This window comes from Neobacillus cucumis (genome assembly GCF_016908975.1).
In the GTDB taxonomy this organism is placed as follows: Bacteria; Bacillota; Bacilli; order Bacillales; family Cytobacillaceae; genus Neobacillus; species Neobacillus cucumis.
In genome coordinates this window covers 102,143-121,682 of sequence record NZ_JAFBEX010000016.1, presented here as the reverse complement: position 1 = coordinate 121,682, position 19,540 = coordinate 102,143, and the positions used below count along the sequence as shown (strand labels likewise).

The 19,540-nt window shown below is 42.8% G+C and carries 15 protein-coding genes and 1 rRNA gene; 8 read left to right on the top strand and 8 right to left on the bottom strand.

What is annotated here, in order from left to right:
- A 5S ribosomal RNA gene (rrf, locus tag JOC76_RS20405) occupies positions 1 to 95 on the top strand; the annotation flags it as partial.
- Between the two features lie 61 nt (positions 96 to 156).
- Here the strand turns inward: rrf and JOC76_RS20400 are convergent.
- From JOC76_RS20400 to JOC76_RS20375, 6 genes are all read right to left on the bottom strand, one after another.
- Positions 157 to 1,278 (bottom strand): GAP1-N2 domain-containing protein, encoded by a 1,122-nt coding sequence (locus JOC76_RS20400; RefSeq protein ID WP_205180623.1) that lies wholly within the window; start codon positions 1,276 to 1,278, stop codon positions 157 to 159.
- A complete protein-coding gene (locus JOC76_RS20395; protein ID WP_205180622.1) occupies positions 1,275 to 2,546 on the bottom strand; it encodes a TRAFAC clade GTPase domain-containing protein in 1,272 nt (423 codons plus the stop codon). Before JOC76_RS20395 ends, JOC76_RS20400 begins: the two co-directional genes overlap by 4 nt.
- 11 nt (positions 2,547 to 2,557) lie before the next feature.
- Complete coding sequence (locus JOC76_RS20390) at positions 2,558 to 3,196, bottom strand: hypothetical protein (protein ID WP_205180621.1); 639 nt, start codon at positions 3,194 to 3,196, stop codon at positions 2,558 to 2,560.
- A gap of 21 nt (positions 3,197 to 3,217) precedes the next feature.
- Positions 3,218 to 5,593, bottom strand: a complete 2,376-nt coding sequence (locus tag JOC76_RS20385; protein WP_205180620.1) for a hypothetical protein — start codon at positions 5,591 to 5,593, stop codon at positions 3,218 to 3,220.
- 293 nt (positions 5,594 to 5,886) lie between these two features.
- Positions 5,887 to 9,279 carry a tubulin-like doman-containing protein gene (locus JOC76_RS20380; RefSeq protein WP_205180619.1) on the bottom strand — a complete coding sequence of 1,131 codons (3,393 nt, stop codon included), beginning with the start codon at positions 9,277 to 9,279 and terminating at the stop codon, positions 5,887 to 5,889.
- A 41-nt stretch (positions 9,280 to 9,320) separates the two neighbouring features.
- Positions 9,321 to 11,075 (bottom strand): vWA domain-containing protein, encoded by a 1,755-nt coding sequence (locus tag JOC76_RS20375; protein WP_239557856.1) that lies wholly within the window; start codon positions 11,073 to 11,075, stop codon positions 9,321 to 9,323.
- Positions 11,076 to 11,268: 193 nt separating this feature from the next.
- Between JOC76_RS20375 and JOC76_RS20370 the strand changes: the two genes are divergently transcribed.
- The gene (locus JOC76_RS20370) at positions 11,269 to 11,418 is read left to right on the top strand and encodes a hypothetical protein (protein WP_205180617.1); all 150 of its coding nucleotides are present in this window, start codon (positions 11,269 to 11,271) and stop codon (positions 11,416 to 11,418) included.
- The gene (locus tag JOC76_RS20365; RefSeq protein WP_205180616.1) at positions 11,411 to 12,343 is read left to right on the top strand and encodes a hypothetical protein; all 933 of its coding nucleotides are present in this window, start codon (positions 11,411 to 11,413) and stop codon (positions 12,341 to 12,343) included. The genes JOC76_RS20370 and JOC76_RS20365 overlap by 8 nt, the downstream gene beginning before the upstream one ends.
- A 317-nt stretch (positions 12,344 to 12,660) precedes the next feature.
- On the opposite strand, the gene JOC76_RS20360 is transcribed toward JOC76_RS20365, so the two are convergent.
- Positions 12,661 to 12,969: a DUF4359 domain-containing protein gene (locus tag JOC76_RS20360; protein WP_205180615.1), complete on the bottom strand. Its 309-nt coding sequence runs from the start codon at positions 12,967 to 12,969 to the stop codon at positions 12,661 to 12,663.
- A gap of 291 nt (positions 12,970 to 13,260) precedes the next feature.
- Here JOC76_RS20360 and JOC76_RS20355 point away from each other — a divergent pair, with 291 nt between their 5' ends.
- Positions 13,261 to 14,160: a CPBP family intramembrane glutamic endopeptidase gene (locus JOC76_RS20355; protein WP_205180614.1), complete on the top strand. Its 900-nt coding sequence runs from the start codon at positions 13,261 to 13,263 to the stop codon at positions 14,158 to 14,160.
- A gap of 513 nt (positions 14,161 to 14,673) precedes the next feature.
- Here the strand turns inward: JOC76_RS20355 and JOC76_RS20350 are convergent.
- Complete coding sequence (locus JOC76_RS20350) at positions 14,674 to 15,066, bottom strand: GtrA family protein (protein WP_205180613.1); 393 nt, start codon at positions 15,064 to 15,066, stop codon at positions 14,674 to 14,676.
- Between the two features lie 135 nt (positions 15,067 to 15,201).
- On the opposite strand from JOC76_RS20350, the gene JOC76_RS20345 reads away from it, so the two are divergent.
- The 4 genes from JOC76_RS20345 (at position 15,202) to JOC76_RS20330 (ending at position 19,513) form a co-directional block, all read left to right on the top strand.
- Positions 15,202 to 16,215 carry a peptidoglycan recognition protein family protein gene (locus JOC76_RS20345; RefSeq protein ID WP_239557850.1) on the top strand — a complete coding sequence of 338 codons (1,014 nt, stop codon included), beginning with the start codon at positions 15,202 to 15,204 and terminating at the stop codon, positions 16,213 to 16,215.
- Positions 16,216 to 16,487: 272 nt separating this feature from the next.
- Positions 16,488 to 17,309 (top strand): glycosyltransferase family 2 protein, encoded by an 822-nt coding sequence (locus tag JOC76_RS20340; RefSeq protein ID WP_205180612.1) that lies wholly within the window; start codon positions 16,488 to 16,490, stop codon positions 17,307 to 17,309.
- A complete protein-coding gene (locus JOC76_RS20335) occupies positions 17,306 to 18,628 on the top strand; it encodes a UDP-glucose dehydrogenase family protein (RefSeq protein ID WP_239557849.1) in 1,323 nt (440 codons plus the stop codon). The genes JOC76_RS20340 and JOC76_RS20335 overlap by 4 nt, the downstream gene beginning before the upstream one ends.
- Positions 18,629 to 19,513, top strand: coding sequence for a glycosyltransferase family 2 protein (locus JOC76_RS20330; protein ID WP_205180611.1), 885 nt, complete (start codon positions 18,629 to 18,631; stop codon positions 19,511 to 19,513).
- Positions 19,514 to 19,540 lie beyond the last annotated feature (27 nt).

Here is a 19,540-nt window from a genome sequence, read left to right as displayed (position 1 = left end):
GTCACACCCGTTCCCATACCGAACACGGAAGTTAAGCTTCTCAGCGCCGATGGTAGTTGGGACCTTGTCCCTGTGAGAGTAGGACGTTGCCAGGCACGGAAAAGGACAGCTAAATGTAGCTGCCCTTTTTTGTCGCTTAAGCAATAAAACCAGTGGTTATGAGGGTTCTTCTCCCTTTTTCTCCACTTCCCAAACCTTCAAAAATAGTGCGAGTAAATCTAGCTTTTCCTCCCCTTTAATCTGCAAAAAATAAAATAAATTCTTGATAAAACCAAGTTTATTTTTAAAATAATCAGTAAAGTCATCATAGCTAAATGCACGATAAAGTGTTATTAACTGATCATAACTTCCCAATGCTAATAATTGCCCCTCGGTAAATCCTGCTAAGGCCATCTCAGTGAACTCGAAGAATTTCTCCATTTTCGGAGATTCTGATAAATGTTCTGCAGCAAATCGCAAATACGCGCTCTGTCCGATTTCAACTCCAGAAATCTTCCCCCTGGCAAAATCAAAGAGAAACTGCTTCGCAATTGAACGATCATGGATGTTCAGTGATCCAGGTTCAAAAAAGGTCACATGAATATCATTTCGTGCCTCAGGCTCACTAGTAAAAGTCAACAAACCCAATCTCCGTCGGTGGGCAAAGGGCAAAAAGCGATAAACGAACTCCATCAGTCTTAAGGCATATTCCGTATAATCTTGCAGAGGAACAGGAAGAGAAATATACACCTTTTTCTTACCAGATATAGAAAGCATCACAGCCAATAGCAGCTGACGGAAGGCCGTCATACTGATTCCTAGCACAGCTAACAACTCATCATCCACCATGAGTGAATCATTAAAAGGGACAACCTCCAGTTCTGGCAGGAGCTGGCCCTGCTCCACCTCATAAGCTGTTTGAAATGCCTCCACTCGAAAAAGCATTTCAGGATTTTGAATCCACTCCTCCTTCAATGAGGGAGGAATTACATAATGATGCAAAAAATACGTACTGCGGGAACCGGTAAAGTCAGCGGGGACAAACACAGCCTGGCCGACCACAAGCTCTCCTGTTTCAGGCTGTAGTATCGTTACCGCTGTAGGATACTGTGTCGGATCCCTTTCAGCCTTTTCTCTTAACGTTCTGGGGACATGATAGAAACAAAATGGATGTAAGTACTTTTTAACAAACGCGGGTTTAAGCCCCTCAGACATCGCAATGCTGTCATATCCAGCCGTATCGTGAAAAATTCCCTTGCGCTCGCGTGTATACATATGCTGCTGTATTTTTCCTGTCACTCCCCATGTCTCCCTTCAATATACCCCAATTGATAAAGCAGCCAAATGAATGGTTCATCGACTCGAACCGGGCTAACGATTCCGCTCACCTGCTGGTTCACAGGATGACGCCCTAGCGCGGAAACCGCAAAATAGGAGGTATGTTTAAAATACACATCAAGGGCATTAACAAACGGTGTATCTACTCTCGCTAAAAATCGGTGAATTTCCCCGTTAATATTTTCAAATTCATCTAAATGGAGATATCCTCGGTGTGTAAAGTTGCGAAAGACATTACTATTTTCGCTGATATAATCACTGTCATTTTTTAAAACAGCTAACAAATCACTTTTCGTCAACACCACCGCAGTTGGAATATCGGTTTTGTTATCATCCAAATGGGCAATAAAGTCCCCAAACAGCGAAATAATGACTTCGCGTGGATCATCACCAAGGCTAGCTGCGGCAATTTCCTCAGAATGTTCACCCATCTGATAGAGCAGCTTTTCACGGATGGTGCGGATTTGCATTGGATCAACCAAGAAGAGAATCCCGGCTGAATTTTTAATATGGGCTGCATGAAGGGAAAGATAGTCTTTATCCGTCATGCCTTCACCAGCTACATCGAAAAACACAAGGGTCAAGGGGGCCTGGTCCTCATCCTTGAAAATAAATTGAAAAATAAACGGCTCTTGCCGGGTGGCTTTTTCCGTTGATGGTAACAGGCTGCCCTTTTCCAAAAGAGGTATTTCATAGTTGGACCGGTAGCGCCGGCTGATTTCCGTATTGAGCGGAATACAGGCTGCATTGAAATTAGGAGCCGTCTTATGTTGCAGTGTATGGATCAGTGTGGTCATATAAACGGTTTTACCAACAGAGGTGGCCCCGACAATCGACACGATATTGCTTGGATATTTTCCCGCGGTGATAGGCAAGTCATTATGACAATGAGGGCACAGGCGAATCTTCGTCACCACGGAGTATGGATCTATAACACCGGTTAGAACATGGTTGGAGTAGATTTTTTGTTCATTGGAGATTCTGGCTGGATCAATCACAGCCTCTAGTTCATCAATTGGTGCAAGCCCGAACCCCGCGCGGTAATGGTTCAACTTTTCATCTTCTTGGAGTGCCAATGCCTCATCGTCATCGCGATCATGGGCCGCCCTGAACACCACCTCCTCATGATGGAATTTAAAAAAACAGTAGGGGCAGACAATATCGTAAAAAGGCAATCTTTCTTTTATCGAAGATTTTTTTTCAAAGAGTCGTTTTAGTCCTGCGAACATCATTGGACCCCCTATTCAGGAATCAGCTCGTAATCGTGAGCTGTTTGGTTTCCTTTGTTTAGAAAAATATGAATAAACTCATGTTTATCTATTTCAATTTCTGGTGTGACGGTTTTTCCGGCTGGAAAGCTGCGAATAAAGGGATAAACGGTACCGTCATCAATCGAGAGCGGCATGCTGCCACTTTTTTTTACATAGACGAGCAGCTCTTTATCAACGGGCATTTCGGTTCGAAGCGAAATGGTTGCTTTTTTACGGGCGTGAAAGAGTTTGGGTTTATAGGTAATGGAAAAATAAATCTTGGCTCTAGTTCCGTTGATCAGCACCGAATTTTCGTTATTCTCCTGCCTTAGGACCATCAGCTTTCCAGCCACCTTTTTTACAGGGAAGATGCGAAGGGCGATTTGCCCGATGGCCTCCAATTTAAAAATGAAACCTTGGGCCGCTTTATATTCATCGCGGGTGTAGAGTTTGAGTTCCGCTTGCTCGATTTGGTCAATGGGCTTGACCTTGTCTACTGCAGATGTATAGATATAGACAAAGTCAATGCTGCCCGGCCAATACCAGCTTATATGGACAACCGAATCAAAGCTGGTCATTTGAACATCTCTTATTTCATCATGAGGGGAAGACATAGACTCCCAGTTCATCGGTATTACCACCCCTGTCCTTTACTCTGTTAAAACATTGCTGTCCACTTCGGACTCTTCTGCGATCACGTGAAACTCGAAGCCATTTTCGCAATAGGCTTTGTAATATTTTTCACCGTTCCGATAATACATAAGGTCGGTTAGCTTGAAACCGCCCATCAGGGTGAGCTTTTCGATCCCACTTAATTTCTTTTCATGGACACAGCCGACTTTCCAAAGGCGCATTTCATGTTCTTTTTCTATGGCAAACCGCATGAACTGACTGTAAAAATCGCCAAAGTAATACTTTTCTTCATATCGATTTGAATGGGTATAGTGGAACACCTCAATATGAACAGACGAACTTTCCTCTAAACGAAGATATAATTTTTTAAACAAATCGTCTTTCGAAAGTATTTCCCTATTATCATAACGGGTTAAGACATTCGCCCGAGCTAATAGCTCTTCCTCAAAGTTGTGGTTGAATTCGGCTTGGGTCAGGATCTCTCGCTGGCAAACATACAGCAATCGTTCAAGGAGTTTTTCAGGACGATCACCATCAAGATAAGAATGGAGGCTGCCGAAGTAACGCTCGTTTGAAAAAAAGTACGGTCCTTGTTTTTCTTTTAACCGTGCCGTAACTGCCTTGACCCTATCGGCATAATATGGTGAAATATTTTGATCTAAATAATCGTTTGAGACATACATACTCTCTGCCGCGGCTTTTTTTAAATACAACTCCACTTGGTCGATGAGCTTGATTTTGGCATGAAGTCTGTGATGAATTTCTGCGAGCACGGTCTGGTACTGCCTTAAGATGGCTTGTTTGATTTCAAGCTTTAAGATTTCATATTTGGTCCCATACACTTCGTTGAAAAAGAAACGGACGAACTGGTTTAGATTTTTCTTGTCAGAAAAGGGGAGGAAGCTTTTTTTAAAATCACAATGATCCACGATTTGTTGGCAGATTCCTGTAAGATGTGTTTGCTGTTTTATTAAGCCATCTTTAGTCTCTTGGAGTAAATGATGGATTTCATTCATGACATTGGATTCCTCTTTATCGGTGTCAACCGTCCATCTGTAGCCACAATAGATTCCGTATCGCTCATGATAAATGATTTTTTCATAGAAGGAACTTTCAATTTGCTCCCTTAAATCCAGCTCTTGTAGAAATTCCCGGACAGGCTCTTCAAAGTTTTGGGAATAGAATAATTGGGTTCCACCTTCATACAGATACTCCTCGGCTTCCGCTAGTGACATGTTTTTCACTTCTTGATACGAATGGGTTGCACACATTAATCCCAGCATGTCGTTCAGCCGCTCCTCTGGGGGCAGGTAGTGCTGGAGGTATCTTTGCAAAGAAGAATCCGACAGCCCGAATAGACTTACTATTTTCTCATGTGGCAGATTGGTTTGTGCTTTCAGCGATTCCTGCCACTCATGGAAAAAATGGCATGCTGTATGGAGGGCAATCGCTTGATTCGGACGATTTACTTTTGCAAAACCAGCCGAAGCATAGACGGGTTCCTGTACATTTCCTTTTATAGCAAGTTTAAAGTCTTGATGTTGGTAGCTAGCCATCTTTTCGTGATATTCCGTCATGATTCTGCGATTTTTTAACAGATTGAGCTGGCTAATCATTTCATAGTTTTGTTGAACCGCGCCATCCGCGATTAAACCTTGTTCATTTTTATCACTTAATAAGTAGACCATATCGAAAAGTGGGGCAGAGAGGTGGCTGACAGGGAGCCTTAAAAAGTCTTCTGTCAGCTGCAACTCTTTTTCAAAACAGTATTCGTTATGCTGATAATGGTCTAGTTCTTTTAAGAAACTGATGCCTAGGGAAGTGGTAAAGGCGAAGTTCTCGTCGGTTTGTTTTTCCGTCAGCAAGCCGTATAAGTCCACTTCCACGATCCGAAAGGATTCTTGCAGAATGCTTTTTAAAAGCAGGGTGAATTCTTGGATAAGGATATTAGCGGGATCCTCAACCGCTGTTACGACACAGAGGTTCACTTTTTGGAGGGAGGAATACGCCCTCCCATATTCCGCAAGTTTGGATGTCAGCTTTCGAAAAAGTTTGTTCAGTACGACCAGCATGGTTTCATCCTGGTAAAAGGCTTCATAGAGCTCTTTTCGTTTTGATTTACGCTCAAAACCGTTACCAGGCAGCTGGAGTGAAAGAACGTTGCCGGCGGTGACGGTGTCTGTTTGATAGGCATGGAAGTACAAAACGCCTGAACTGTTTTGCCACTTATCTTCATTCATTTTTTTAATCGCTTTTAAGGCATCCTTCACGAGATCACCTAAAAAGATGAACACAATCGGATAATGGACACTGCGCTGTTCATTTTCAGCTAAACTCTGTTTGTCAAGCTGGATGGAGAACGTCCTGGCATAGGTTTGTAATAGGTCCTGCATAACGGATCCCTCCATTAAGGGGAGGCGCGGGCCACTACGGTGACCGGCCTCTATTCTTATTTGATAAAAATTGACTTTGAGAATTGTCCAGCTCCAGCGCCTAGCCCCTCGATGGTCTACAGCCACTCCCAAAATGAAGGCAAAAAGCGCCTTCTTTTTGGGAGCGTCTTATGCTTGGCTACAGAAAACTATCGTTTTCTGTTCGCATTAAGGGAGACTAATCTCTGGCTACGCTTTGCGTGCCATCGATAAATCTCCCTATATCGGGGCTGACCAAGGCGCTTGCGCTTTTCTTAAGATTTTAATTGGCGTAACATCTCTTTGACTTTTATCATCATCTCTTTATAAAAGCTGTACATATCCTCGCCATTGACGATTTCCTTGTAGGTGTAATCCAACGCAGCCTTCTCTTTTTGATAGGTGCTTGCCATCTGCTCCAGAGCGGAAATGAGTTCTGCCGTACTTTCTTGTTGGATTAACTCCTGACTGCGCCGCTCCGATTTTTTTTCAAGCTGAGTCAGTTGTTTGGGGCTAAGTGCCCTAAAGGATTGAAAAATTTCATAGTCGACAAATTTCGTTTTCTTCATCAAGTTCACAAACGGCTCCCATGCATCTTCTTCTAATTCTTTATCGTACACGTAAAGGGCACCGCGCTTTTTGATGGTTTTGGTGTAAATCGCTTGAATGAATTGATTCAGCAAATTTTCTTGCTCTTTTTGCAAGGAAAGATAGTGCTCGATTTCCACAATCCTTTCTTGAATGAAGTGGTATTTCCGTACTTCTTGTTTCATTTTTTCCATCAGCTTAGGCGAACGGATAAAGTTTTCTTGCGCCATTTCTAACGTAGTACTTCCAAAAATGACACTGGTACCAGCAGGCTCCATTCCATCGGCCAGCATTTCCTTCAGTGTTTGGAGCACTTGTTTGATATTGCCAAGACTTGCTTGATCAAGCTTCTTTGGGTCAACCTGATACTTGGCAAATAAGGCACCACTATTTAAGTCTTTGGTAAAATGACACTGATATCTTGCACTGGTATGGCGATCGTCATCTTTTTCCGTAATACAGCCACATTTCACCGCTTGATCGAATAGGGCCCGGACGTTGGCGTTGTATTCTTTCACACGTGGATTCTGGTACGTATCGCCCCAAGATTTTTCCGGAATCGGGGAGGGGAGGTAGGCCCAGTTTTCTTTTTCGGTCTGGACGAGGTGGCGGCCAACTCCTTCTTTTTCTAGAATCGTTTTTTCATAGGATGTTTCGTAAATGGTCAGCGGTGAATAGGCAAACAGGGGAATGCCGTTTTTCGTATTTAACCAGAAAATTCGATTGCGTAGTTCGCTTTCTTTAATCGTGAAGCGGGAATGGCTTAATGAATGTTTTTCAAAATTCTTAATGCCATTGAATATATTCGGTGACTTTACCGGAACGGACACAAACCCCCACTCGGGGAAGTGGAGCTGGCCGTTGCTGTTGGCAAGATGGAAAACCGGCAGTGCGTCACGGTCCAAGCGGGCGGCAATTTTTTCTTCAATTACTTTATCAATCGGCTTATCATTGCCATATTTCAGGCGTAAAAAGTCCTCCATTGATTTGGTAATCAGGTCGCCAAACTGGTCGGTGAGAAATTCCGAAACGCTCGCGACTACATCGATATCGGATTCCTTCACCCAAACGGTTGATTTTTCAAAGAGCATTTCTGACCATTGCTGGATGAGGATTTCGCTTTCCTTTGATTCAAAGAGGCGCTGAATTTCCGGAGCGGTATCAGAAATACTGATTAAATGCCAGTAATAGGCGGTATGATAGTCGTGAGTACCTTCCTCTCCTTCTAGTAAAATAGCAGCATTTTTTTCAAAGATTTGGTTTAGCGTTTCGAGGATTTCTTTGTATACCTCATATATCTTGTTGTTTTGGGTATGGAAAAGCTGGTACAAGTCTTCATAGATTTCGATCATTTCTTCGATTCTTGCTTTTTCCGCCCGAGTGTTATATTCGTTCAGTTTTGCCTCGATATAGGCGTTTTTTTTGCGGTCTTTTCCGATAAAGGCACTCCTTGCCTCTTCAAGCTTGGTTGAGGCATATTCATGTTCAGATTGAATAGCATTTGGGAGACGTTCTAAGCGGTCGCGCAATCCATCCATATAGACCTGCAAGGTTTTTAAAAGACAAGCCCCTTGATTCGAGTAGATAAGGTTAGACGCATAAATCGGCCCCTTTTGCGGATGAAGAAAGATACGTTCGAGTTGACGGTGAAATTCCTCCATGATTTCGTCCGGTACACGCTTTTTACCAATGCGATACTGTTCGCTTGCCTTCAGTAAAAATTCTCTGTCTAATTCTTCGTCAAGATTGATGACCGTGGTTTTGATGATGTTGTTATAGGAGAAGCGGTCACTGTGTTCAAATCCTGATAATGGTTCAGGGACGCGTTCATGTAGGCGGCGATGAACCGAATCGGGGTCAATCCGCAATTTCTCGGCAAATTGCTCGATCTCTGTTTGTTCGGGACTTGCTTCAAACATTTTGTTCATTTTTTGAAAAAGTTTATAGCCCATATAGGTGGTCATTTCTTCGACCGGGATTTCGGCCATGGAGGCCCCGATAATATTGTATTGATAGTTTGCGGCGTACGGCTTTGGCATTTGGGCGATATTCGTTCGGATGTTGCTAATATAGTCATGTATGGCGAATTCCTCGCCCGATTTCTTTTCCTCATTGGCCATAAAATTGGTTATATTTTCTGCGGTGACATTCATGCAGTAATCATACGCATTTTCGAGCCATCTGCCTTCAAGATTCGTCCCTGAGATAAGATGGCAGAGATTAAACGGCGGCATTGGAGAATTGACGTTCAGCAGGCTGCCGTATTTCATTTGGAACCGTTCATTCCGTTCGTCACAGTTCATCCAATAGTCCAGTTCTTTTAGGGCAGCGTAGCCATTTTTCTCAATGTATTCGACCGTGTGGGAGCTTAAGCCGCGTTTGGATAAGTTCACATCCGGCATGAACAGATATCCAAGGATGCTGACCTTATCTACACCGGCGGAACCGAATTTGCGCTCCATAATCCCGCGGGTGATATAGGCAATATCGAGATAACAGCCGCTGCCGGTGCCTCCAGAGAGACCGGTTAACAGGAAGACATAGAGCCGCTTATTGGTTCCTTCTAGAATTGCCTCAATTTTTCGCTCCATCGTTTGGATGACTTGATTGATTTTGGTGAATAGCAGCAGTCTGCCTGCTTGGCGGACACCGGAAGCACCGCTAATTCCGTCTGAAATTAACAATTCAGGTGACAGCCACTCTCGAATGTAAGGTTCGAGGGTGCTGCGGTTTTGAAGCAGGCCGCCGATTTCCGGGTTGGAAAGCAGGACAAACTCTTTATTTGGATCAAGACCGATGCCTTTATACGTTTTATTACGGTCATATTCGTTTGTTTCAAAGGCAAGAAACTCAATGTTATTAGGCTTTTCCTTTTTCTTTTTGGATAAGGGGTCCTGCGGCAGCTTGAAGCGGCGGTTGACCTGGTATTTGAGCCTGAGTAGGGCATCAATCCCTGTGCCGCCAAGACCGATGACAAGCATCGGATTCTCAATTGTATCGACACGGATCTTCTCCGAAATAATCCCCCCGCCTAACGAAACATCCAACTGCTGAATATGCTCTCTCACACTAGCTTTCACAAATTATTCCTCCCTCGGTGTTGTTAACGGTGCCTGTCACCCTAAGAAATGTACTCAATATAGATAGATTTGTTAACTTGTTTTGGGATGATGCGAAGGCGGTCGTTGTGCTTGATGATGATGCCTTTTTGGGCGTCGATGGTCCGGCCGCTTTTTTCGATGGTGCAGGTAGATTGATTGATTAGCAGCAGTGAGTCACCTGCCGCCGGCTTAATCATGATTTTAGCGGTTTCTGCAAATTCTGGTGCAAGGCTGGTCAACTGATGGAGGCGGAACTGGCCTTTAAAGATTTTTAATTTCTTATATTGCGGATTGGAACGGTCCCCTGTTCCTTCATCCTTGATTTCGATGACCATCTGTCCGCTAAATCGGTGATTCTTGACTTTGAACCAGGACCTAATCAGAAAAGCAAGCCCAGCTAGGAAAAGGACTCCGACAGCACTGCCGCCCCAAAACAGCCAGGAGAGGGGATTCCCACCCCCGCCGCCGTCCGTGACGACCCTTGGTTTCACACTAACAGGAACAGCAGCCGACTTCTGCATGGTAATTTGCAGTGGGGCCGTTTCACGGAAGAAGCTGGAATCTTCAGCTTTCACCACTACTTGATAAGCCGAGGCACTGCCAAGCTTCAACTTTCCGCTAAATCCTTGACCACCTGCGTTTAACGGAAAATTCTCCGTCTTTCCATTATCGAGGTCTTTTACCAAAAGGGTAGCCGTCATCGATTGATAGATGGAGGGATCCTTAATGGCTGCCCCATTATCCTCAAAGAATGCTCCCACTTGAACGGTGCTTCCCGCCTGATAGGTTTCCTTTGCAAGGGAATTCAGCTTGAGCTGTAAATCATAGTTAAACACCATATTGATATCGATTTTATCCTGTGGCACCCCTTTAACCTTAATGGTCCAATCCCCTTGGACCGGCTTCAGTAGCTTGACCATCGAGTAGGTTTTTGATTTCGACAGCAGTACCTGATCAGATGGGATTGCTATCTCTCTGCCAGAAGGGTTGATGAGTTTAACCCCCACCGGATGTTCAGAAATCAGAGAAATATTGGCCTCTAGGACGTTCTCATTTGGAACGGTAATGCGGATATCTTGGTAGTCACCATTTCCAATGAGCTGTTTGACGGGAACCAATTTTAGTTTTAAATGATTCGCGAAGATTTGGCTCAAGATCCGAGGAAGCTGATCGGCGGAAGTGGCTTCAAAGAATTGCCCATTTGTACTCTCAGCCACATTCGTAAGCACCTTTTTGTTCAACGTTCCATCGGCGTTTAGGCCAATCGTATAAATAGGGTACCCTTTTGCCTTGGCCTGACTGACCGCTGTTTTAAGGTCTGCGTTGGCCTCTGCCAATGTTCTGGTTTTATGCGGATCGAGTTCGTTATTTCCATCAGCCAAGAGAACAATCAACGGATCATAATCTGCTTCATGGCTCGATTCCAACACCTTAATCGCCTCAAACACCCCTGTTGACAAATCCGTATAGGAGTATTTACCGAGAGAATCGATGAACGTCTTTAAGTCGTTTTTATCTTGTTCGGAGCGAATCTTTACCAATGCTTTTTCACGCATCACCGCGTCCGAGTAAGCCACCACCCCGATTTTATCTCCTTCAAGTGATGACATATCGACAAACATCTTCATCGCTTCTTTGCTAATATCATTGGGGTCGCTGCTCTTCATGGAATTGCTGACGTCCACCAGAAGCATGCCTTCGATGCGTGAGGTGGAATGTAACGGACTTGCCGCGCGTACACTAAGATTACTAATGTTGCAGAAAATAAAGGCCATGACGATAAAACCACTAATCGCTTTTTTGAACATTTGGGTGTAACCTCCACTAGCAGTCTCTGTCTCTATGCATTAATTACTTGACCTCCTCTAACCCATCCCAATTGTTGTCATTATATTCCCAAGCTGTAATCCCTAGAATGATAAAGTTGTCTATCAGAAAAGCTGTTAATGGAGAAAGGGAGAGCACACCATGTATGAGTTGATTTTCATTAGCATTTTTGTTTTCCTTCTGGTTATTAAAACCTATCGATTTCGAAAAAATAAACGCAAAAATGGCAGCTACGAGGATCTCGAGGAGGAATTCGTGATTAGGCTGACAGAAGGTGATACCCTTGGCTAAACAACCCTTAAAATATAAGTTTGAAAAACTCCAATTCTGTAAAAAATGCCAACGCTATTCTGTTTTAACAGAGGAGAAATGTCCGGTTTGTGATCAGCACTATAAAAAACTGTCTCGTCTCATTCGGTCGACCTTCATAAAAAGAATCGTAACGGAAACTCTTTGGTATGTTGTGCTGATCGGCTTAGGAATTATTTTCGCCCCATCGAAAAAAGACATGAATACGACCCTTGTTGCCGGCAGCATTTTTTTTCTCGGCCACTGGGTTTTAACGTTTGTCTTTTTAACAAGTGAATATTACACTCTATTGAAAAAAAAGCTCAGGGAGGATCTGCGCCAAATTCAGGAAGGAATTCGATTTGATTTTCATCGTGCTAGTGAGGATAGCAAAGAGGGAAGGCTGCAGGAAGCCCTTGATAAACTTCAGGAAATCGGTAATCTGGTTGATAGTGATGAAGTGAAAATAAGGCAGGTCATTGTATTAACGAAGGCTGCCATAAGAGATGATGTGGAACTGGAGCTAGAAAAACTAATCCCCACGCGATACGATAAACATTTTGTCATCTATGCGCTGGAGGTCTTAAAATTCAATCGTGCCCAGGTGAGAAAGAGCTGTATCGCTTATTTTCTCCATTTTAGAAGGAACATCGAGATGGATTTTGGGGTGGGTCCATTGATTGCTATAGCTGATACCTCATTAAGAATGAAGCTGTATATTCACGAATTTGCCGGATTTATTGAAGAATTCTTGGAGTTTTTACCAAGAGAGCGTTTTATAAGGCTTTGTAGTATTCTCGATAAGAATCCTAATTTGGAGTGGGGGCGTCTGAAAGGAACCGCCATACGTTTAATAGAAATGGAGTATCGACACGATCCTGATTTTCAAGCGTTCTTTCAGCAGGAGCGAGCGGCAAGCCGTGCATAGAAAAGCGCAAGGCGCCTGCTTATCGGCGACAAGCACAAGACGAGCCGGCCCAAAGGTTGCTCTTTAACCTTTTGGACGGATTGATCTAAAAGTGGAGGCGACTGTTCTGGGACGAAGGCATAAGATGACCACTGTAAGAAGGCGCTTTTTGCCTTCTTCAGGGGGCAGATTATGACTTGAGTCCCAAGGAGCCGTAACTGGATAAGCTTGTGACCTCGAGCCGATGGCGCCTGGAGCTGGACATTTCTCAAAGTAGGAATTTATGCTTTCTGATTCATTAAAAGAGACCGGTTGGTGCGTCCATCCGGTCTTTTGACTTATTTCTGTTGATCTAAGCTAGATAACGGTATAAACTCATGAAAGATTCCAAGTGTCGTCATTTTTCCCATTCCGACATCCGAAAAATCGGTCTTGTAGATTGAAAAAACGACATAATCTGATTTAGTCGTTCCGGCATCAAAGATGGATTTCCCTGCAATCGAAAGGATCCCCCGCTTTAGCAGATTAGACGACTGATCCATGGATTTTTGGTTAATCCAATCAATATATTCCGACCGATTTGGATTTGTAGCGGATAAGACAAAAATGATCACAACTGCTAAAAACAAAGAAACAAACCGTTTCATTTTCCCACCCCTTTTCTAAACCTATCTGCTTGTACCATTCATATGTACCTTTTATCTAAAAAATCACTTTTCCCTAAATCTGTTGGTATGATAAATTATAACTATTATTATCTATTAATAGATTTGTTAAACCTAGGTCAGTGGAATACATTGTTAAAGGAGATACACATGTGAACAGAACCTGGAAGTGGCTCTTAGGATGTTTTCTATTCCTGCTATTATTAAATGGTTTCGGAATATGGGCAGTAGAGATGTTAAAATAGCAAAATGATAAGGCAGGGATTGACGCAGATGACAACGAACTTAACCAAACCGATTTCCATTCAGTTAGCCTTTGCCATGTTGGTTATTACAGTTGGGGCGGAAGTGCTCCTTTATTTAACCAGGTTCAGCTATTTGGCGGGTACTTTATACGATGCCATGATGGTATCCTCCTTTTTTGTGGGACTAAAGCTGCACAAGCGGATTAGTGATTCTGAACGTAATCCGGTAACCAAACGGCAGCTAATGTTAAAGTTTACGGGGGCTTTTTTAGTCTTTTTTCTTGGAAGCACCATCATTAATATTTATTCATCCAACACGTTTAATGATTTTAATGTTAATTATGATCAATATGTACAAGACTATACCGATTTGCAAACGAACGGTGAAGACCATTCCAACGTTGACCAAGGGACAAAGGCAGAACACGTTTCTACCTTTTTTGAAAAAGTCGACACGATTGGTCCTGATTTGTATACCGATGCATTGGCAGGGTTAGAGGAGGTTTGGCGTTTAGCTTATATCATTTTCCTGCTTGTTGTTTGTAAAAAGCTCTTCCCTAAGCGGTGGGCAAGCGGGAGCAGGGATATTTTTCTGATGGTGGCCTTATTTCTTACCTCTATCTTGTTTGGGATTGATCACACATTGGATACCGCTGAGCCATGGAGTATTAAAATCGGCGCGATTGTTACTTTCGCGAATATGGGCTTAGTGTTCGGATTAATCTTGTTGTGGACACGAAGCCTTTGGATAACTGTTCTTGTCCACTCGCTTTATGATATCTTTGCGACTTTATCTTGGTTCTATCTCGATAACGCTATGGAACTCATGGCCTTGGTTGTTTTAGTGGTTCATGTCATATTGCTTTTTATCGAAAAACGCTCGCTGCACCAGCTGGAACAAGCTGAAGGAGTGCAGGTGGCTGAATAACGAGATGTTTCGGTTTAGGCGGTGGTGAAACAACAAATGGCTTGGGGGAATCCCAAGCCATTGTTGTTTTTATTGCAATAGAGCACGTATTTGGGAGAGGCTTAGTTGTGTCGCGACCGTTTATAACTCCCGAAGGCCCGGGCAATGCTACACACCAGTAGTTATGAATCGTTTATAACTCCCGAAGGCCCGGACAATGCTACACACCAGTAGTTATGAATCGTGTATAACTCCTGAAGGAGCGCGCAAAGCTCCGTAACGGTAGTTATGAATCGTTTATAACTCCCGAAGGAGCGCGCAAAGCTCCGTAACGGTAGTTATGAATCGTTTATAACCCCTGAATGCCCGGGCAAAGCGCCACCCCGGTAGTTATGAATCGTGTATAACTCCCGAAGGCCCGGGCAAAGCGCCACCCCGGTAGTTATGAATCATTTATAACTCCCAAAGCCCCGCCGAATCCCGCGCTGCAGGAGTTATGAACCATATATAACAACCAAGGGTTCTCCCAATCCATTAACTGGCTTTTTCCCCATCACTAACCTTCGCTTCAAACGTCCATTTCTTATTTAAGATAAAATTAATCCCCATCCCAATAACTGTCGAAATTAACTGAGCGACATACTGATTCAAACCTAATTTATTCACCAATAAAAACAAGCTCAATGTATTAATACCAAGCACAATCAAATTGACCATCACAAATTTAGTAAAAACAGAAAGATGGTTTCCTGTATTCTTAAACACCCATTTCTTATTCCAATAATAACTATTTAACAGCCCAATCATATAAGAAAGAATGTTTGCGAGGATGTAGTTCATCCCCAATTTAACAAACAGCATATAAAACCCAATTGAAATCAGTGTATTTACAATCCCAACCAGACCGAATTTAAATAATTTTTCCATTGCGATACCTTCTATCCTTATTAAAGATCATTACCTCCATACTAATCGTTTGTGAAAAGAAATGCAAAAAGGAACGGATAGCCCTAACTAGATGAGGCAGTTTTGCATAAATATAGATGAAAGGAGAGGAAATGTATGAATATTATTCAACGATTAATCCCCGCTTCAAATAAAGACACTCGCCCGGGCATCAAAATGGTCCCTAAATACATCACGATCCATGAAACAGATAATCCAAGCCCAGGAGCAGATGCTGAAGCACATGCAAGACTGCAGGAACGAGGAAATGACCGTACCGCATCCTGGCACCTGCAAATCGATGACCATGTAGCCATCCAATCTATCCCATTTAACGAGGTCGCTTGGGCGGCAGGGGATGGTAGAAGCGGTACAGGGAATAAATCGTCTATCCATATTGAAATATGTGTAAACAGTGATGGAAATTTTAGAAATGCTGTTCAAAATGCAGCAGAAGTCACAAAGCAATTAATGAACACCTATAATATTCCCATTTCAAAAGTAGTCCAACATAACCACTGGAGCGGAAAGAACTGTCCTAGAAACCTAAGAAGCGGTGCGAAAGGTGTTAGCTGGAATGATTTCCTCAACATGGTCAAAGGCAGTGGGGCTCAGGCCGCACAAGCTGTCCAAACTGCACGAGCTGTCCAATCCACCCCAACCACCCCAACTGGTCCCATTGAACCAGTGTTTATTCAAAGCCATACAATCATCCAAAGAGTACGAGCTTTAGTGAGAACCGATATCCGTAAAGCGCCTAATCATGCCGCTGAATTTGTTCGGGATGCCATGCCTGGAGAAGAATTTAATGTTTTCGCGCGTGAAGGTGATTGGCATAATGTAGGCAGGGATAACTGGATTGATGGAAATGGAGGAAAAAATCTTTATTGGATCGATAATCCGGCCTCCCAAACGGATGATGCTTCAAAAGGCAGCGTTCCCTTTCCGGGTCAAGTGCTTAAGCGAGGGTCCAAAGGAGAAGACGTGAAACAGGTACAACGTGCATTGGGCGTTCAAGCCGTCGGAACATATGGTCCCAAAACAGAAGCGGCCGTTCGAGCGTTTCAAGCGAGCAACGGGTTAACCGTGGATGGAGTCGTCGGACCACAAACATGGGAAGCTCTGTTTTAATAAAATCCCCAAAGACCTCTTTCTGTGATACCAGAAAGAGGTAGTTTTTTGTCGGAGTATTGACAAGAAATCAAGCAATTTTCGACAACAGTGGACACTCTGATATGAAAAATATAATAAAATAGGTTATACTGAAAAATAGTGATTTTATTAGAAAGGCTCCAAGCGACATTATTAGGGATAACAAACATAAGCCACGTCTGCTCAGGCGAGTCCCTAGGCGCTAAAGCGAATCATTTAGATCGATTGTTCAAAAAGGATGTGTCAATCATTTGAGTATTTCGGTAGTAATACCTACATATAACCGGGCATCTCTTCTGCCCAAAGCCGTTAAGAGCGTATTAGAACAAACACTCGAGCCGCTTGAGATTATTATTGTGGATGATTTATCCACTGACAATACAAAAGAAGTAGTAGAATCATTTCAAAATGAGAAAATTAAATATGTCGTCAATGCCCGTACGAAAGGGGCGAATGGTGCTAGAAATACAGGCATCATGATGGCAAAAGGTAATTTCATTGCTTTTCAGGATAGTGACGATATATGGCTGCCAACGAAGCTCGAAAAGCAAATGAACTATATCAACAACCATCCCGAAGCCGATATGTGTTTCTGCAGCTTGAAAATAGAAAACTTTGGACGGATTGTTCCGAAAAGAAATGTCATGCCGGAGGAAGTTCATTCCTTATTGAAACGCGGCAATTTTATCAGTACGCAAACTATTTTCATTAAAACAGAGATTGCTAAAAAACTGCTTTTTGATGAAAAATTGATGCGATTCCAGGATTGGGATTTTTGTTTAAGGGTTTCAGAGAGCTATCAAGTCCATCATCTTGATGAAGTTCTTGCCGTAGCTGAAGTCCAGAACGATAGTATTGGCAAAAAGGTCAACCAAGCCCAAGCGTTAAAACAATTTTTCGAGAAATATCCTGAATTAAAAACAGCTAATCCGATCACAAAATCGTTCCATCATTTTGTGATGTACCATACCAATAAAGAGGACGGAAACAGCATGTCCGCCAACATGCACTATGCGCAATATTTTACCTATCAGCTTTTTGACAAAGTTTTTAACCGGAGGAATCGATTATGAGAATTGGGGTAGTAGGAACGGGTTATGTCGGTCTCGTACAAGGTGTGATCCTAGCCGAATTTGGTCTTGATGTCATTTGTATGGATGTCATTGAAGAAAAAATCACCTTGCTCAATCAAGGAATTGTTCCGATTTATGAGCCAGGTTTAAAAGAATTAATGGATAAAAATGTGGCTGCCGGTAGAATTATTTTTACAACAGATGTAAAGTACACAGTGGAAAATTGCGATGTTATCTTCATTGCAGTTGGTACGCCGCCAAAAGATGACGGAAGTGCTGACCTTAAATATGTTCTGGAAGTAGCCAAAAATATTGGTACATACCTAAATGGTTACAAGGTGATTGTGAATAAGTCGACCGTTCCTGTTGGAACAGGCCAGCTTGTGAAAGAGACCATTCAAACGGTCCTAAACGAGCGGGGAGAAGAGTATCCATTTGATATCGTTTCAAATCCAGAGTTTTTACGTGAAGGAAAAGCGGTGGGTGACTGCTTAAAACCGGACCGTGTGGTGATTGGATATGAAAACGAACGGGCCGCTGAATGGATGAAAAAAGTGTATGATGTTTTGTATATTAATGAAACACCATTTGTATTCACCGATATTGCAACGGCTGAGACGATTAAATATGCTTCTAATGCTTTTTTAGCAGTGAAAATTTCTTTTATCAATGAAATGGCGTTGTTAGCGGAAAAGGTTGGAGCCAATGTACAGGAAATTGCCCGCGCGATGGGGATGGATGGACGGATTTCACCTAAGTTTCTTCATGCCGGTCCAGGATATGGCGGATCTTGTTTCCCGAAAGATACAAAGGCAATTGTCGATATTGGCCGCCAATATGGTGAGGAATTTAAAGTCATTCAAGGGGCCATCGACGCGAATGAAAAGCAGAAGCAACGCATGGTCGAGAAAATTGTTGACCGGATGAATGGGGTTCAAGGTAAGACGATTGCCATTTTAGGATTATCATTTAAGCCGGAAACGGATGATATGAGGGATGCACCTAGCATCGATATTATCAATGGTTTGGTGAAAAATGGGGCGAAGATTAAAGCCTATGATCCGCAAGGAATGAAAGAGGCAAAATGGCGCTTAGAAAATATTGCGGATAGTATTCACTATTGTGAAAACGAATATGCAGCCGTGGAAGGTGCTGATGCGACAGTCTTTATCACTGAATGGCATCAATTCCGCGGTATGTCACTTGCGCGGATGAAGGATTTAATGAAGGGCGATTTTGTTTTTGACCTTCGTAATATCCATGTGAAAGATAAAAATGTCCGGAACATGTTCCAATACTATCCATTGGGGAGAAGCTAGATGGAAAAAGTGGATATATTACTGCCGATTTATAACTCCTATGAGGAGACCAAGAACTGCATCGAAAGTATTTATCAATGCACAAAGATGGAGGCATTTGATTTATATTTGCTGGATGATAAAAGTCCGGATGCAAACATCCCGGAATTGACTGCTTATTTTTCAGACAAATACGCAAATATTATTTCGATTCGAAATGAACAGAATTTAGGGTTTCCGGCCAATGTGAATAATGGCTTTGCGATTAGTCAACAAGATGTGATTATCCTTAATAGTGATACATTGGTGACTGAAGGCTGGTTAGAAACGTTAGCCCAGACAGCAAAGAGTGATGAAAAAATTGCGGCGGTTACCCCAATGAGTAATTATGGAATCATTTCTGGGGTCCCGACGAGCAATAGTGAAATCAATGACTTATTCTCGTTCCAAGCGTTAGTAAAGGCGTTTAACAAAAGTAAACAAACTGGCTTTGTGGAAGCTCCTTTATTAATTGGGTTTTGCATGTATGTAAAAAGATCGGCCTTAAAGCAAATTGGTGTTTTTGATGCGGAGACCTTTAAGCGCGGTTATGGCGAAGAATCTGATTGGTGTATGCGGGCTAGAAAAGCCGGGTTAAAGCTAGCCGTGGCTAAAGGTGCCTATGTCCATCATATTGGAGGGGTTTCGTTTGGCGCTGAAAAAGAGAAGCTGCGCAGTCGTTCGAAGGAAATTCTTGTCCAAAGATATCCGGAAATAGATAGGGAGCTCGAACAGTTTGTCCGAAAAGGCAAAGGTCTGAAGGAAATTAGGAGGAATGTGATGAGAAACCTGCCATTCCTGCAAATCAAAGCAAACAAAAACCTTAAACTAAAAATGATTAAACACTACTTGACCCATAGTATTTAGCGGATCATCGATAAAGGGGTTTAGCAA

Bases quoted from the DNA above. Each gene is read 5' to 3' on its own strand.
- JOC76_RS20350 (WP_205180613.1), bottom strand. From the start codon at position 15,066: ATGGAAAAATTATTTAAATTCGGTCTGGTTGGGATTGTAAATACACTG.
- JOC76_RS20395 (WP_205180622.1), bottom strand. From the start codon at position 2,546: ATGTTCGCAGGACTAAAACGACTCTTTGAAAAAAAATCTTCGATAAAA.
- JOC76_RS20375 (WP_239557856.1), bottom strand. From the start codon at position 11,075: ATGGCCTTTATTTTCTGCAACATTAGTAATCTTAGTGTACGCGCGGCA.
- JOC76_RS20355 (WP_205180614.1), top strand. From the start codon at position 13,261: ATGACAACGAACTTAACCAAACCGATTTCCATTCAGTTAGCCTTTGCC.
- JOC76_RS20360 (WP_205180615.1), bottom strand. From the start codon at position 12,969: ATGAAACGGTTTGTTTCTTTGTTTTTAGCAGTTGTGATCATTTTTGTC.
- JOC76_RS20345 (WP_239557850.1), top strand. From the start codon at position 15,202: ATGAATATTATTCAACGATTAATCCCCGCTTCAAATAAAGACACTCGC.
- JOC76_RS20335 (WP_239557849.1), top strand. From the start codon at position 17,306: ATGAGAATTGGGGTAGTAGGAACGGGTTATGTCGGTCTCGTACAAGGT.
- JOC76_RS20370 (WP_205180617.1), top strand. From the start codon at position 11,269: ATGTATGAGTTGATTTTCATTAGCATTTTTGTTTTCCTTCTGGTTATT.
- JOC76_RS20330 (WP_205180611.1), top strand. From the start codon at position 18,629: ATGGAAAAAGTGGATATATTACTGCCGATTTATAACTCCTATGAGGAG.
- JOC76_RS20390 (WP_205180621.1), bottom strand. From the start codon at position 3,196: ATGAACTGGGAGTCTATGTCTTCCCCTCATGATGAAATAAGAGATGTT.
- JOC76_RS20385 (WP_205180620.1), bottom strand. From the start codon at position 5,593: ATGCAGGACCTATTACAAACCTATGCCAGGACGTTCTCCATCCAGCTT.